General features: G+C 35.7%; 13 protein-coding genes and 1 pseudogene. 8 read left to right on the top strand and 6 right to left on the bottom strand.

Annotation, left to right across the window (positions count from 1 at the left end; all coding sequences use genetic code 11):
- A pseudogene (locus tag V2H77_RS18910) lies at positions 1 to 85 on the bottom strand (DNA-binding response regulator); the annotation flags it as partial.
- A gap of 582 nt (positions 86 to 667) precedes the next feature.
- On the opposite strand from V2H77_RS18910, the gene V2H77_RS18905 reads away from it, so the two are divergent.
- The gene (locus tag V2H77_RS18905) at positions 668 to 1,360 is read left to right on the top strand and encodes an SDR family NAD(P)-dependent oxidoreductase (protein ID WP_341500044.1); all 693 of its coding nucleotides are present in this window, start codon (positions 668 to 670) and stop codon (positions 1,358 to 1,360) included.
- A gap of 426 nt (positions 1,361 to 1,786) precedes the next feature.
- Positions 1,787 to 3,538 carry a carbamoyltransferase family protein gene (locus tag V2H77_RS18900; protein ID WP_341500043.1) on the top strand — a complete coding sequence of 584 codons (1,752 nt, stop codon included), beginning with the start codon at positions 1,787 to 1,789 and terminating at the stop codon, positions 3,536 to 3,538.
- 363 nt (positions 3,539 to 3,901) lie between these two features.
- On the opposite strand, the gene V2H77_RS18895 is transcribed toward V2H77_RS18900, so the two are convergent.
- From V2H77_RS18895 to V2H77_RS18875, 5 genes are read right to left on the bottom strand one after another with little or no spacing between them, the layout of a single operon-like run.
- On the bottom strand, positions 3,902 to 4,999 hold the full coding sequence (locus tag V2H77_RS18895; protein ID WP_341500042.1) for an alpha/beta hydrolase: 1,098 nt from the start codon (positions 4,997 to 4,999) through the stop codon (positions 3,902 to 3,904).
- Between the two features lie 7 nt (positions 5,000 to 5,006).
- The gene (locus V2H77_RS18890) at positions 5,007 to 5,720 is read right to left on the bottom strand and encodes a 2-oxo acid dehydrogenase subunit E2 (RefSeq protein ID WP_341500040.1); all 714 of its coding nucleotides are present in this window, start codon (positions 5,718 to 5,720) and stop codon (positions 5,007 to 5,009) included.
- Positions 5,695 to 5,937, bottom strand: a complete 243-nt coding sequence (locus V2H77_RS18885; RefSeq protein WP_341500039.1) for an acyl carrier protein — start codon at positions 5,935 to 5,937, stop codon at positions 5,695 to 5,697. Before V2H77_RS18885 ends, V2H77_RS18890 begins: the two co-directional genes overlap by 26 nt.
- Positions 5,927 to 7,657: an HAD-IIIC family phosphatase gene (locus V2H77_RS18880; protein WP_341500038.1), complete on the bottom strand. Its 1,731-nt coding sequence runs from the start codon at positions 7,655 to 7,657 to the stop codon at positions 5,927 to 5,929. The genes V2H77_RS18885 and V2H77_RS18880 overlap by 11 nt, the downstream gene beginning before the upstream one ends.
- Positions 7,647 to 8,672 (bottom strand): 3-oxoacyl-ACP synthase III family protein, encoded by a 1,026-nt coding sequence (locus tag V2H77_RS18875; RefSeq protein ID WP_341500037.1) that lies wholly within the window; start codon positions 8,670 to 8,672, stop codon positions 7,647 to 7,649. Before V2H77_RS18875 ends, V2H77_RS18880 begins: the two co-directional genes overlap by 11 nt.
- Before the next feature lie 283 nt (positions 8,673 to 8,955).
- Between V2H77_RS18875 and V2H77_RS18870 the strand changes: the two genes are divergently transcribed.
- The 6 genes from V2H77_RS18870 to luxB all read left to right on the top strand — a co-directional run bounded on the left by V2H77_RS18870 (position 8,956) and on the right by luxB (position 14,885).
- On the top strand, positions 8,956 to 9,240 hold the full coding sequence (locus V2H77_RS18870; protein ID WP_341500036.1) for a hypothetical protein: 285 nt from the start codon (positions 8,956 to 8,958) through the stop codon (positions 9,238 to 9,240).
- Positions 9,212 to 9,676, top strand: a complete 465-nt coding sequence (locus tag V2H77_RS18865) for a hypothetical protein (protein ID WP_341500035.1) — start codon at positions 9,212 to 9,214, stop codon at positions 9,674 to 9,676. Before V2H77_RS18870 ends, V2H77_RS18865 begins: the two co-directional genes overlap by 29 nt.
- 692 nt (positions 9,677 to 10,368) lie before the next feature.
- Complete coding sequence (gene luxC, locus V2H77_RS18860) at positions 10,369 to 11,811, top strand: long-chain-fatty-acyl-CoA reductase LuxC (protein WP_341500034.1); 1,443 nt, start codon at positions 10,369 to 10,371, stop codon at positions 11,809 to 11,811.
- A gap of 12 nt (positions 11,812 to 11,823) precedes the next feature.
- Complete coding sequence (locus V2H77_RS18855) at positions 11,824 to 12,747, top strand: acyl transferase (RefSeq protein WP_341500033.1); 924 nt, start codon at positions 11,824 to 11,826, stop codon at positions 12,745 to 12,747.
- A gap of 57 nt (positions 12,748 to 12,804) precedes the next feature.
- Positions 12,805 to 13,887, top strand: coding sequence for a luciferase subunit alpha (luxA, locus tag V2H77_RS18850; RefSeq protein ID WP_341500032.1), 1,083 nt, complete (start codon positions 12,805 to 12,807; stop codon positions 13,885 to 13,887).
- A gap of 14 nt (positions 13,888 to 13,901) precedes the next feature.
- Positions 13,902 to 14,885 carry a luciferase subunit beta gene (luxB, locus tag V2H77_RS18845; RefSeq protein WP_341500031.1) on the top strand — a complete coding sequence of 328 codons (984 nt, stop codon included), beginning with the start codon at positions 13,902 to 13,904 and terminating at the stop codon, positions 14,883 to 14,885.
- Positions 14,886 to 14,937: the final 52 nt, after the last annotated feature.

The raw sequence follows: 14,937 nt of genomic DNA, 5'->3' as shown, positions 1-14,937 counted from the left end.
CATCTACAGCAAACCCCGCACTACTCAGTGCTTTTTGCAACCAGTGCAATAATTCAGGGTGGTCCTCCACCAAAAGTAAACGCATATTTTAAATATCTAACCGATTCATATAAATATACCCGTCATCTTTCAAGTTGCCTCTTTGTTGGCTGCACTCACTCACCCCGGTCACATCGTTATCTATGCTCCCGGGGATTCGCTCCTTTGCCGTCGCGATGCATCTTGAAATCCATTGGGTATATAATTAATTAACAGGGTTGATTACAATTTTTAATTGTTATTGTTAGGAAGCTAAACAATTAATTATGCATTCGCCACCTGTATTGATTATGACTGGATTAGATTAGCTGGATTGAATATTTTTACGAGCAATGTTTTTATATAGTTTTGGATGTAATTTAACCAATGCTTTGATATCTCTTAAATATTAGATTAATAATTTGACAGATATAAGAACTCACCCTATTATTTAGGGTGACTCATAGAATTATATGGATTAAATGAGTTGAAAATAGGTAAGTTAAGAATATATGCGTTAAAAGTATGTAAGTTTAAAATATATAAGTTAAAAATGTTTTCTTGTTTAGATGATATTTATTCTGAATGCTTTATTTAAAGTAGGGGTTACTGTTGGAAAATAATTATTAGATAAGGTAGGAATGTTTAAATGCATAAACATAACAGCAAGATACTTATTATTGGCTCATCAAGTGAGATTGGGAATGCAATTTGCCGGCATGCGGTTGCCAGCGGCTATGAGGTATTAGGTACTTCACGTAAACCGCGTAATGAAGAAATTTATTTAGATGTTATGTCAGATAACAGTGTTAGAGAAGCCATTAACATTGCAATTGAAAAGATGAAATGTATTGACGCGGTTATCTATGCGCCGGCAATGTCATTGGATGGCTTATTGCATGCTCAGGATATTGAGGGTTGGCATGATGTTTTCAATGTCAACTTGTTTGGCGCGGCGAGAGTAGCAAAATATTTGCTGCCACATTTTATGAAGAATCGTAATGGCGTGATGCAATTTATTTCTTCTACAGCAAGTTTACGTGGAGAGACAGGCGCCACTGCTTATTCTTGTTCGAAAGCAGCCATGAATGCATTGGTAAAAAACATCTCTAATGACTACGGTCGTTTTAATATTAGGGCTTACACTGTCATGCCGGGATATGTTGATGGTGGTATGTTGCGTCATATTTCTCCAGAAAAAAAGATGGAATTCGCCAGAAGCACCGCATTAAAACGAATGGCGGATGTTGATGAAATTGCCAGTTTTTGTGTGGGAACGTTGAGTACATCAACCTATATTACAGGAACATCTCTTTGCATTGATGGGGGATTAAGTGATTAATTGTTGCCAATCGATTTAATGAGAAAAGGTTATTGGCTATTATTCCAACTTTGGTTGCGCTATTTGGAATAGAGACCAAAACTGATTATCAGATATCTTTATTTTTATATTGTTTATGAGTTATTTTTCTGGGTAAATGAGAGTCTATCCTAATTAGGTATAATTATTTCAGGTAGTTAATCGGAGTGCATTTTTTGATATGTGTTTTTTTTCGGGGGATTTTTAATGTAAATTTAATTACTCGTGAAATATAAATTAAGAATAATTTTAAATATATAAAAATAATTAATTTGGTTTTGGTGGTAATAATGTTGTTACTTTGTTTGGCAAGGTGATTTGATTCAGTTTAATACAAAATGGGTTATTAGTATAAAGTGGATGGTTTTATTTTTATAAAAGAAAAATAACAATTTGGAGGTGAAGAAAATGGTTATATTAGGCATCAGCGGCCTTCCTAATGCGCAACGTTTTCTGCGAGAGAGTAATCCAGAGGTGAGTAAATTAGACGAGCGTATTTGTCAGGGAGTCGATAGTGCGGCCTGTTTAATTATTGATGGAAGAATTGTTGCAGCGGCTGCGGAAGAGCGTTTTACGGGAGAGAAAGGAACAGGGCGATTTCCTGCTAATGCCATTAACTATTGTTTGGCGGAAGCGGGTCTTGTGCAAGATGATATACAGATTATTGCTCACGGCTTTAATTATGATAATTATCGTCGTTTTTTCATGTCGAATGAAAAATTATTCGATGAGGTTTTTAGTGGAAAAACCGTGATTAATGCATTGGCTGCTGAGGGATGGCAGAATATCGAATCACGTTTTCAAGGGGTAGATCATCATTTGGCTCATGCGGCATCCTCCTTTTATCCCAGTGGCTTCCCATCTGCATTGTGTATTATTTCAGACGGTATGGGTGAAATAGAATCCTTAAGCGTTTATCTTGCTAAAGACCAGCAATTCCAGAAATTATATAGCCAGCCAATTAGTTCTTCATTAGGCATGTTTTATTCTATCTGTACCCGGTTCCTTGGCTTTGTATTTAATAGCGATGAATATAAAGTCATGGGACTTGCCGCATATGGTAACCCTGAGCGATATCGTGATATTTTCAATAAATTGGCTCAATTCGATGCAGAGAATGGAACGATACAGATAAACTGGTTATCGCAAGCATTTGACGATGCGGAATATGGTTTTCCCGCTGCAATGGCGCAATTGAGCGATATGTTCGGGTTTACGCCGAGAAGTGAAGATGACGCTGTGCTGGATGTGCATCAAGATTTTGCTGCCGGATTACAGGAAAAATTTACACTGTTGCTGAAACAATTAGTTACCTATTGGCTGCAAAAAACCGGTGAAACGTCACTTTGTCTTGCCGGAGGATCATTCTTAAACTGCAAAGCCAATCAAGTCCTTTGTCAGCTTGATGGGGTGAAAAACGTCTTTATTCAACCGGCATCGGGCGATGATGGTTCAGCTTTGGGAGCCGCGCTTTTTGTGGCGGGTAAATACCACAATGATGTAGATCCTTACTTTAATCCTTATCTCGGTCCGCGTTTTTCAACGGATGAAGTGCGTAATGTATTATTCCGACATGGCGGCAATGCGGGAATGAAATGGCGTTATCTGGGATTGAATAATGATTATTTTATTTCTGCGGCTAAAGATATTGCAGAAGATAAAATCATTGCTTGGTTCCATGACCGGATGGAATTTGGTCCAAGAGCACTAGGTAACCGTTCGATTTTAGCGTTACCAGCAGGTGAAGGGATAAAGGACAGAATTAACAGTACAGTGAAATTCCGAGAGGCTTTCCGCCCATTTGCTCCGGCAATTTTGGATGAAGATTGCGACACTATTTTCGAGACACGCAATTTAATGCCGACTCGATATATGCTTTGCACTGCCAAAGTAAAACCAGAAATGATAGGACCGGTTTCAGGTATTGTTCATGCTGATGGCACGGCACGTATTCAGCTTGTTGAACGTACTTTTAACGCAACTTTTTGGCGCTTATTGAAAGAGGTACAGAAGATAACGGGTTATGGCTGTCTGGTGAATACTTCATTTAACGTTAGAGGACAGCCGCTTATTATGTCACCTGAGATTGCAATAGAGACATTTTTGAAAACCTCGCTGGATAAGCTTTATATTGAGGGATTTGTCGTTTGGAAAGAATAACCCTGATGGCGTCTTGATTAAAATGTTAGCTAATTAATTTTTGGATCAAATGTGTTTCCTTGTCATTTTAAAAGAATATCTGGAGATGATATTTGATGATATGGGAACACATCCTTTTTATTTGCAAAATAGAGATTATTTTACTGATAGCTCTTTGATAGTTTATATGCAGCTGCTGAGTTTATTGATGAGATACTTTTGTAATTTTTAAGTAACGGAATATCTACGTCGGCGAGCCTGTAACTAAACCAAGAGTGTTAACCACTATCGTAAACATTTCATCAAAGTAAGCTTGAGTTACTTTCTTGGAAGGTCAATTTCCACTTAATATCAGGCAATATAGCCGTCATTCATCGCGGACAATCAATCATTATTAAAAATAGTTTTAAATCTATATATAATTTTTGATGTAAATATCATGGTAATTAATAAAATCCTGGTGCATACTTTCTTGTTCATAGATTTAAGTACACTCCAAATAATATAAAAAATTACTGTCTTATGGTGGTTTGGTGATCCATGAACATCGGGCAAGCATAGTTTATTGAAAAATGAACACTTATTTTCTAAATGTAATGTTTCTGTTAAAGAAATAACTTCATCATATTTACTTTGCAAATAAAAAACTTTTAGACCTTTATTTACCTTTTCAACAGGAGTAAATTCATTGTCCAGAAAGTTAAATAGCTCAGCATCTGTGTATATTTTTTCTTGGTTGATTTTATTAATATTATTTATCAAAACATCTTTGGTTATTTTTGGTAAATTTTTAAATGCTTTAACATTGTGGTAGAGATCATATATAGGCGCACCAACCATAGTTATAGTGTTGATTCTGTCATCGATACAACTATTCTTCAATGCGATGTAACCACTAAAACTCATCGCCAGTAAATGACACCGGTTTTCATGTGAAAAATCTATTACATTAAGTATGTCTGAAAACATGCTAAATGATTCAATGTTAAAGTTTATTTCATTTTCACCAACACATGGCATCTCAGTCAAAATGACTGTAAGATTAAGAGAGTGGAAAATATCTAATGCGCTTATCCACTGCTCTTTCAAAGAAATTATTCCTCCACATATAATTACAATATCTTTTGTTTTTCCATGTTTGATATAAAATCGCTGACGCCCGTCCGAGGTAATTTTTTCTTCCAGTTTGTGAGTGGCTATATACATTTTTTTAAACAAGCTAATGTAGTCATCATAGGAACGATGTTGAATTGTCGTCGCTGGATAAGGGAATCTTGCAATATTATATAATCCTAATGCTTCTTTATAATTATCATTTCTTTCTGAGTTTTTGGCCTCCTTCCAAAAAACATTGCCCCAGCCAGATGATGAGTCATCTGACAATGAATCTATAGATAAAAGTAAGTTACTAACTCTTCTATAGATTCCCAAAGTTTTTGCATGTAAAATTACGTAATTCTTCATTTCATCTAACTTATTCATATTTATCTCACAAAAATAAAGTTGATTCGTATTCCATAAAATTAGATTTTACTTTATTAAGAAATCTTGAGGCTTCGACACCATCAAGTACTCTGTGGTCAAAAACCATAACTAAATTACAGCTATATACGTCTTTTTCTGTCTGTTCTGGACAACCCAGAGTAAATGTAAATGTAGAACCGGATATAGGGATGCAAAGATTCTGACTTTCCTTACCGAAGGATGTTACAGTGAAACTACCAAACAGAGATGCTTGATTTTTAGGGTTTAATATCAACCACTTAGATAACAATCTTCCTATAAACAGTGGAAGTTTCTGTATCAATCTGATTTTCCTATAGGAAGTCTGTTTTTTGAGTCCTTCTTTTTTTATTAAAGATATCTCTTCGTATATAGTATTTGTTGATTTTTTATCTGCGTTTTCAATAGTGTAAGTATAAATACCTTCTTGCGATTCGTCTTCTTTGGATATGGTTAACCTTGCGTTGATTGCTTCCATATTAATTAGTCTTATGCTACTACCATATTTCACCATACAGTTAAGATGTCTGAATTCTTTGAGCGTCTCACCAATTGCTTTAATTAATACTGATGTTGCATAACTCATTTTACAAGGTGATATATTTATTTTTGTTACAAGAGTAACCCCCTTAATTCCATTTACGATATCTAAAAAAATTAGAGTCTGTTTTCTGTTACTTTGTATTTTTGTTAATTTCATTGTTCATCGCCTCAAGGATTTCGCGCAAATTTCTGCATTCTAATAATTTCTCAATTTCAAATTTGATATTTTTCTCATTTTCTAATTTTATTATCATATACACAAAGGTTAATGAATCCCAGCCGTCAAGATTTGAAAGATTACAATCAAGGTCACTTGATTCAAACTGCATACCGGTTTTATCCTTTAAAAATGTCAAAAAATTATCAGATTTCATTTGGGACTCCTTCAATATTCACATAAGTGTGTTTGTCAGAAATCTTTATTTCCGATAAATTAACTTGGTATAAATAATCTGTTTTGTTTAGAAAACCGCATTTCTTATAAAAATCTTTAAATTTTTTATTTTTGTTTGTTTCTGTATATTTGGCCGTGAATAACTCACAATACTTTTTTTTAGCAATGTGTACGATTATATCCATTATGCCAAATTCAACTTGTCGTTCGAATATTCGGCAACTCATTGCGATATTTTCTATTAAACATGTTTTCTCAAAGAAAGACAGAAATGCACATCCAATAACTCCATAATCACCCAAATTGTCTCTACATGAGAATACGACAATTTTATTGGAGCTTACTGCAAGAAAGTCTCTTACCTCTTTTATATTCATTCTTATTGTTGTCATATTAAATTGGTTCGTTCTTAATGTTAATTCAGAAATTCTTTCAATATATGGCTCTGGATGTGTTGTAAAAGTTAAAGTTGTGTTCAGACTTTTTAAGAAATCGCTATTGTCTTTTGATGCAATGCGAATTTTTTCGCGTAATTTATTTTGGGAAAATGTTATGTTTCTTATTCTATCTGAGTCTGTTAATTTACTCTTGATAAAATAATCGAAACTTAATATTTTTTTGATATTTTCCATTATGTTATTTGAAAACTCAAAGACAGTAATGCCGGGAACATTCAATTTAACTTCTTCACATTCATACCTTGTGTCATCTATAAAAAGAACATGCTCTGGGTTGATATTTAGATGTTTACATATTCCCTTTATGTTATCACTTTTTCTATTCCAGTTAATTGATGTAAAAGAAAATTTATCCCAGTCTATTTTTAATTTACCATTAGCTTTATCAAAGGCTTCTCTTACAATGACCTCATCGTTTTTACTCGCTATTGCCAGAATAATACCCTGCTCGTACATCCTTAATAGCCATCTTTGATAAATATTAAAATCGTTGGCCTTTTGTGAAGTCAGAATATTGTCTAAACCATCTTCAGCTATAATACCATCCCATAATGTATTATCTAAATCTGTGATTATACATTTCAAGGATTTACCAGAAATTAGCTTTAATAATTTTATTGTCTCTGTTGCAACATAATTTAAAAACTCTAAAGACGCAACCGTGTTATGTGTTTTATATATATTCTCTGTGGTGTTACTATTAAACTCATTCAGGTTTATAATTTGAAATACAGAACTGCTATTTTCTATGTGTTCGGTAAATTTATAAACCAGCCTCTGAAAGGTTTTTCTGTCATCGAGGCTTAGATATTGATTAAGGTTATGAGCGCGGTAGGGTAATGATGACACAAAGAATTTAGCTTTATCTATTCCGAGATCGTAAAATATATCGATAACTCTTTTTACATCCAGTTTTATATTGTCAATATTTTGTTTTACATCATCTATCGGTTTGCATGTGCCATATTCATCGAGATAAAATGATTCGTCATGAATAATTAAGGCAATATCTGGATTGAAATCTTTTATTATAGATTGGTTTAATGACACATATGATAAATAATTGCTGTAATCAGCTTCCATAAATCTTAAATGGATATTCAGATTTGTGGCTTCATAATTTAGTATAGGTTGTAATGCTTTGTGGCTGAGATTGCAAAGAGCTAAACTATTTATAATTTGCTTAGAGCCTTGCTCTATAGATTTTCCTGAAATCATTTTGTTTAAAATACTATTTGGCATATGCACCTCCTTTTTTTACATGAACTCTTGATGTTAACCAACGAGATGATTCTATAGATATAGCTATACCATCCTCACCGTCGTTTGCTACATCAAAAAACTCTTTTAACTGAAAGAATAAAGCTGCATTTGCACAATTTCCTATATCAGCGACCTTGGATAAAATATGTGTTTTAGGAAATTCGATTTTATTACATATTACATCAACCATTTTTCCAGATAACTGTGGCGGCATTAGCCACATCTTGTCCGATATTTTTAGGTTATTCTCACTTAAAAATGATTTAAAACTATCTTCGATAAGTTCCGGAACTATTTTTTCAATTAATTTATATTCTTCTTGTAACATAGGGGAGTAGTTCATATTTTCCCGCGTTCCCTTCCAGTTAGCGAGTTGACCTATTTTTTCATTCAGTCCTATGTATTTGTAACTAACTTCATTTACTGTTAGAGAGTTTCTTGTTTCCTCGCCAGATAGAATGCAGCCTCCCACACCATCACCAAAGAGAACATAATTTACGACTTCTCTGGTGTCTATTTTTTGATTGCCCGAATCAAATACATTAAGAAATTTATTTGAGCATTCAACCCCTATTACGATTCCTTTTTTATGAAAGCCGCTTTCTAATATATATTTTGCCAGGTTTAATGCTTGTACAGCTCCTGAGCATCCTCCTATGATCTGATAGGTTTCAATATTTTTTATCCCTAACTTGTAGCATGCTTCATTGATGCTAGTTGGCAATAAATAATCAGGTGTTGCAGTTGATGTTATAATAAAATCAATGTCATGATAACTGTTTTTATTTCTCTCTATTAGTTTTTTTAAAACTATTGAGATGAGATCGGATGTATTACTGTTAACCTTACCTGTCAGTATATCGGTTGAAAAATGTCGTCCATAATTACCAAATAGTTTTTCTATTAACTGTGACTTGAAATTAATTAATTTACCGAGTTCTTCATTCGTTATGTTAGTGCCCGGAAGATATGTCTCTACTGATGATATGTACATATTTATCCCCCCATTTTTTTATTCTTTATTGATAAGTATATCTTATGTTTTTCGGGTGTAAAGAAGTTACTGAGATAATGATCATAAGCTGAATAATCCACAGTGTACCTGTTGCGGAAGTACAATCTGTACAAATTCGAGTTACTGAATTTCGTAAGTGAAGGCGATACTGTGGTGGTGCACAGCGTTGAGTGAGTGATGGTCATTTAGTGATTGTATATCAATATGCTATCATGATATGGAATTGATATACATTGTTTTGTCATGACTCGGAGAATACACCATGCACAATACCCAAGGAAAAACCACAGCCAGTTTCTTGATCCGCTTACGTAGTCAGGATACGCCCACTGGGATTAGCGCCGGGACGCTCGATGAACTGGTTAAAGTCACTGGTATGAGTAAAACTGAGATCGCACACCTTGCCTTGCGCAACTTTGCAGATCGGTACCTACCGCACTACGAGAAAGATGACGGACCATTGAGCAATGAGCAGATCTGTGCCGTCCGTGAGGCGAGCGCCGCTAGCGACATCGCGGATGATAACTTCACTCAACGCCTGTTCTGATCGAGAGGCAATGATGGCACAGCAGCACAAAACGATCAGGTTTACTCCCCTTGCCACTATCGGCAGCATTGTGTGGTGCCGGTTTCTTGAAAGCGTCGGGATGCCGGGACCGAAACCTCGACCGGCGTTAGTCATTGCTGTATCCCCTACTGATCACGCGGTGATTGTGGTCTACGGCGCTTCACAGAAAACCCATCAGATTAACCCAGGCGAATTTCTTATTCAGACAACGGACGCCGATTTTGAACTGACAGGCCTTGCTTACGACACAAAATTTAACCTAAATAACGAAGTAAAACTGTTTTATGATTCTAACTGGTTTGACGTTGCGCCAGCTTGGCGTGCGCTGCCAATCCCTATTACGCCGCGTATGGGAACGTTACCAGCCAGCTACTATGATGCTGTGAGACGAGCCGCAGCACACCTCAAAAAATAGCTATACCCTATGGATTTCAAGATGCATCGCGGCGGCAAGGGAGTGAATCCCCGGGAGCATAGATAACTATGTGACCGGGGTGAGTGAGCGCAGCCAACAAAGAGGCAACTTGAAAGATGACGGGTATAAATTTATTGTTTTAATTGGAGGGTTATAAAGGCATATACAAATAAAAAGCTCAGGTATTTTGAATTTAAGCTCTTCTTTAAAAATCTGCCGGTGAAAATTAGATTGCTATTCAATCTATTTCTGTCGGTATTTGCGAAATAATACTCAGGATAATAATTTACATAAATATTATCACGCATTAGAGAAGAGCGTGACTCTTTTAATTTGAACTTTTTATTAACAAATCTTGTTGATATGAAAATTTTCCTTTGCTATTTTAACAGATATTAAAACTGGAATAGGCATTATATTGACGATTCATTCAGTCAGATTAAAAACCTTGATTAGAAAATTTAGATTATTATCATAATTATGACGAAAGTTACAGGCTTGGAACCACGTAATCAGAATCTGATTTCCTATATATTTGTTGTTTACATCGTCATAACACAAAAATATATACCCAATGGATTTCAAGATGCATCGCGACGGCAAGGGAGCGAATCCCCGGGAGCATAGATAGTTAGCAAGATAGTTAAACAACAACTTAAATTGGAATTACCCCCATTAAATGGATGGCGAATATGACTAAAAAAATTTCATTCATTATTAACGGCCAGGTTGAAATCTTTCCCGAAAGTGATGATTTAGTGCAATCCATTAATTTTGGTGATAATAGTGTTTACCTACCAATATTGAATGATTTTCATGTGAAAAACATTATTGATTATAATGAAAATAATAAATTACGATTGCATAACATTGTCAATTTTCTCTATACGGTAGGGCAAAGATGGAAAAATGAAGAATATTCAAGACGTCGGACATACATTCGTGACTTAAAAAAATATATGGGATATTCAGAAGAAATGGCCAAGCTAGAGGCCAATTGGATATCTATGATTTTATGTTCTAAAGGCGGCCTTTATGATGTTGTAGAAAATGAACTTGGTTCTCGCCATATTATGGATGAATGGCTACCTCAGGATGAGAGTTATATTAAGGCTTTTCCGAAAGGTAAATCTGTACATCTGTTGGCAGGTAATGTCCCATTATCCGGGATCATGTCTATATTACGTGCAATTTTAACTAAAAATCAGTGCATTATAAAAACATCGTCAACCGATCCTTTTACAGCTAATGCATTAGCGTTAAGTTTTATCGATGTAGATCCTAATCATCCGATAACGCGCTCTTTATCTGTTGTATATTGGCCCCACCAAGGTGATACCTCACTCGCAAAAGGAATTATGCAACATGCGGATGTTATTGTCGCCTGGGGAGGGCCAGATGCAATTAATTGGGCTGTAGAGCATGCGCCATCCTATGCTGATGTGATTAAATTTAGCTCTAAAAAGAGTTTTTGTATTATCGATAATCCTGTTGATTTGACGTCCGCAGCGACAGGTGCGGCTCATGATGTTTGTTTTTACGATCAGCGAGCTTGTTTTTCTGCCCAAAACATATATTACATGGGAAGTCATTATGAGGAATTTAAGTTAGCGTTGATAGAAAAACTTAATCTATATGCGCATATATTACCGAATGCCAAAAAAGATTTTGATGAAAAGGCGGCCTATTCTTTAGTTCAAAAAGAAAGCTTGTTTGCCGGATTAAAAGTAGAGGCGGATATTCATCAACGTTGGATGATTATTGAGTCAAATGCAGGTGTGGAATTTAATCAACCACTTGGTAGATGTGTGTACCTTCATCACGTCGATAATATTGAGCAAATATTGCCTTATGTTCAAAAAAATAAGACGCAAACCATATCTATTTTTCCTTGGGAGTCATCATTTAAATATCGAGATGCGTTAGCATTAAAAGGTGCGCAAAGGATTGTAGAAGCAGGAATGAATAATATATTTCGCGTTGGTGGATCTCATGACGGAATGAGACCGCTACAACGATTAGTGACATATATTTCTCATGAAAGGCCATCTAACTATACGGCCAAGGATGTTGCGGTTGAAATAGAACAGACTCGATTCCTGGAAGAAGATAAGTTCCTTGTATTTGTCCCATAATAGGTAAAAAGTATGGAAAATGAATTAAAATATAAAACCATCGACCACGTTATTTGTGTTGAAGGAAATAAAAAAATTCATGTTTGGGAAACGCTGCCAGAAGAAAACAGTCCGAAGAGAAAGAATGCCATTATTATCGCGTCTGGTTTTGCCCGAAGGATGGATCATTTTGCTGGTCTGGCGGAATATTTATCGCGGAATGGATTTCATGTGATCCGTTATGATTCGCTTCACCACGTTGGATTGAGTTCAGGGACAATTGATGAATTTACAATGTCTATAGGAAAACAGAGCTTGTTGGCAGTGGTTGATTGGTTAACTACACGAAAAATAAATAATTTCGGTATGTTGGCTTCAAGCTTATCTGCGCGGATAGCTTATGCAAGCCTATCTGAAATCAATGCTTCGTTTTTAATCACTGCGGTCGGTGTTGTTAACTTAAGGTATTCTCTTGAAAGAGCTTTAGGGTTTGATTATCTCAGCTTACCCATTGATGAATTGCCGAATAATCTAGATTTTGAAGGTCATAAATTGGGTGCTGAAGTCTTTGCGAGAGATTGTCTTGATTTTGGCTGGGAAGATTTAACTTCTACAATTAATAACATGATGTATCTTGATATACCGTTTATTGCTTTTACTGCAAATAACGATAATTGGGTCAAACAAGATGAAGTTGTCACATTGTTATCAAATATTCGTAGTAATCGATGCAAGATATATTCTTTATTAGGAAGTTCGCATGACTTGAGTGAAAACTTAGTGGTCCTGCGCAATTTTTATCAATCGGTTACGAAAGCTGCTATCGCGATGGATAATGATCGTCTGGATATTGATGTTGATATTATTGAACCGTCATTTGAACATCTAACTATTGCGACAGTCAATGAACGCCGAATGAAAATTGAAATTGAAAATCAAGTAATTTCTCTGTCTTAAAACCTATTGGGATGGATAGTTAATGCTATCACTCAAATAGCAATATAAGGACTCTCTATGAAATTTGGAAATTTTTTGCTTACATACCAACCTCCCCAATTTTCTCAAACAGAGGTAATGAAACGTTTGGTTAAATTAGGTCGCATTTCTGAGGAGTGTGGTTTTGATACCGTATGGTTACTGGAGCATCATTTCACGGAGTTTGGTTTGCTTGGTAACCCTTATGTCGCTGCTGCATATTTACTTGGCGCGACTAAAAAACTGAATGTAGGGACTGCCGCTATTGTTCTTCCCACAGCCCATCCAGTACGCCAACTTGAAGATGTGAATTTATTGGATCAAATGTCAAAAGGACGATTTCGGTTTGGTATTTGTCGGGGGCTTTACAACAAGGATTTTCGCGTATTCGGCACAGATATGAATAACAGTCGCGCCTTAGCGGAGTGCTGGTACGGGCTAATAAAGAATGGCATGACAGAGGGATATGTGGAAGCTGATAATGAACATATCAAGTTCCATAAGGTAAAAGTAAACCCCACGGCATATAGTAAAGGCGGCGCACCTGTTTATGTGGTCGCTGAATCAGCTTCGACGACTGAGTGGGCCGCTCAATTTGGTTTACCGATGATATTAAGTTGGATTATAAATACTAACGAAAAGAAAGCACAACTTGAGCTCTATAATGAAGTGGCTCAAGAATATGGGCATGATATTCATAATATCGACCATTGCTTATCATATATAACATCTGTAGATCATGACTCAATTAAAGCGAAAGAGATTTGTCGGAAATTTCTGGGACATTGGTATGATTCTTATGTGAATGCCACGACCATTTTTGATGATTCAGACCAAACAAGAGGTTATGATTTCAATAAAGGGCAGTGGCGTGACTTTGTATTAAAAGGACATAAAGATACTAATCGCCGTATTGATTACAGCTATGAAATCAATCCCGTGGGAACGCCGCAGGAATGTATTGACATAATTCAAAAAGACATTGATGCCACAGGAATATCAAATATTTGTTGTGGGTTTGAAGCTAATGGAACTGTAGATGAAATTATTGCTTCCATGAAGCTCTTCCAGTCTGATGTCATGCCATTTCTTAAAGAAAAACAACGTTCGCTATTATATTAGCTAAGGAGAAAGAAATGAAATTTGGATTGTTCTTCCTTAACTTCATCAATTCAACAACTGATCAAGAACAAAGTATAGTTAGCATGCAGGAAATAACGGAGTATGTTGACAAGTTGAATTTTGACCAGATTTTAGTGTATGAAAATCATTTTTCAGGTAATGGTGTTGTCGGTGCTCCTCTGACTGTTTCTGGTTTTTTGCTCGGTTTAACGGAGAAAATTAAAGTTGGTTCATTGAATCACATCATTACAACTCATCATCCTGTCCGAATAGCGGAGGAAGCTTGCTTATTGGATCAGTTAAGTGAAGGAAGATTTATTTTAGGGTTTAGTGATTGCGAAAAAAAAGATGAAATGCATTTTTTTAATCGCCCGGTTGAATATCAGCAGCAACTATTTGAAGAGTGTTATGAAATCATTAACGATGCTTTAACAACAGGCTATTGTAATCCAGATAACGACTTTTATAGTTTCCCGAAAATATCTGTAAACCCCCATGCTTATACGCCCGGCGGACCTCGGAAATATGTAACAGCAACGAGTCATCATATTGTTGAGTGGGCGGCCAAAAAAGGTATTCCTCTCATCTTTAAGTGGGATGATTCTAATGATGTTAGATATGAATATGCTGAAAGATATAAAGCCGTTGCTGATAAATATGACGTTGACCTATCAGCGATAGACCATCAGTTAATGATATTAGTTAACTATAACGAAGATAGTAAGAAAGCTAAACAAGAGACACGTGCATTTATCCGTGATTATGTTCTTGAAATGCACCCTAATGAAAATTTCGAAGATAAACTTGAAGAAATAATTGCGGAAAACGCTGTCGGAAATTATACGGAGTGTATAACTGCGGCTAAGTTGGCAATTGAAAAGTGTGGTGCGAAAAGTGTATTGCTGTCCTTTGAACCAATGAATGATTTGATGCGCCAAAAAAATGTAATCAATATTGTTAATGATAATATTAAGAAGTACCACATGGAATATACCTAATAGATTTCGAGTTGCAGCGCGGCGGCAAGTGAACGAATCCCCAGGAGCATAG

This window comes from Photorhabdus sp. P32 (assembly GCF_038085095.1).
Classification (GTDB): Bacteria; Pseudomonadota; Gammaproteobacteria; order Enterobacterales; family Enterobacteriaceae; genus Photorhabdus; species Photorhabdus luminescens.
The sequence above is the reverse complement of the archived record's forward strand: the minus strand, read 5'-3'. Positions and strand labels throughout refer to the sequence as shown.

Excerpts from the sequence above, each read along its gene's own strand:
- V2H77_RS18905 (WP_341500044.1), top strand. The coding sequence starts at position 668 with ATGCATAAACATAACAGCAAGATACTTATTATTGGCTCATCAAGTGAG.
- V2H77_RS18900 (WP_341500043.1), top strand. The coding sequence starts at position 1,787 with ATGGTTATATTAGGCATCAGCGGCCTTCCTAATGCGCAACGTTTTCTG.
- V2H77_RS18895 (WP_341500042.1), bottom strand. The coding sequence starts at position 4,999 with ATGAATAAGTTAGATGAAATGAAGAATTACGTAATTTTACATGCAAAA.
- V2H77_RS18890 (WP_341500040.1), bottom strand. The coding sequence starts at position 5,720 with ATGAAATTAACAAAAATACAAAGTAACAGAAAACAGACTCTAATTTTT.
- V2H77_RS18885 (WP_341500039.1), bottom strand. The coding sequence starts at position 5,937 with ATGAAATCTGATAATTTTTTGACATTTTTAAAGGATAAAACCGGTATG.
- V2H77_RS18880 (WP_341500038.1), bottom strand. The coding sequence starts at position 7,657 with ATGCCAAATAGTATTTTAAACAAAATGATTTCAGGAAAATCTATAGAG.
- V2H77_RS18875 (WP_341500037.1), bottom strand. The coding sequence starts at position 8,672 with ATGTACATATCATCAGTAGAGACATATCTTCCGGGCACTAACATAACG.
- V2H77_RS18870 (WP_341500036.1), top strand. The coding sequence starts at position 8,956 with ATGCACAATACCCAAGGAAAAACCACAGCCAGTTTCTTGATCCGCTTA.
- V2H77_RS18865 (WP_341500035.1), top strand. The coding sequence starts at position 9,212 with ATGATAACTTCACTCAACGCCTGTTCTGATCGAGAGGCAATGATGGCA.
- luxC (WP_341500034.1), top strand. The coding sequence starts at position 10,369 with ATGACTAAAAAAATTTCATTCATTATTAACGGCCAGGTTGAAATCTTT.
- V2H77_RS18855 (WP_341500033.1), top strand. The coding sequence starts at position 11,824 with ATGGAAAATGAATTAAAATATAAAACCATCGACCACGTTATTTGTGTT.
- luxA (WP_341500032.1), top strand. The coding sequence starts at position 12,805 with ATGAAATTTGGAAATTTTTTGCTTACATACCAACCTCCCCAATTTTCT.
- luxB (WP_341500031.1), top strand. The coding sequence starts at position 13,902 with ATGAAATTTGGATTGTTCTTCCTTAACTTCATCAATTCAACAACTGAT.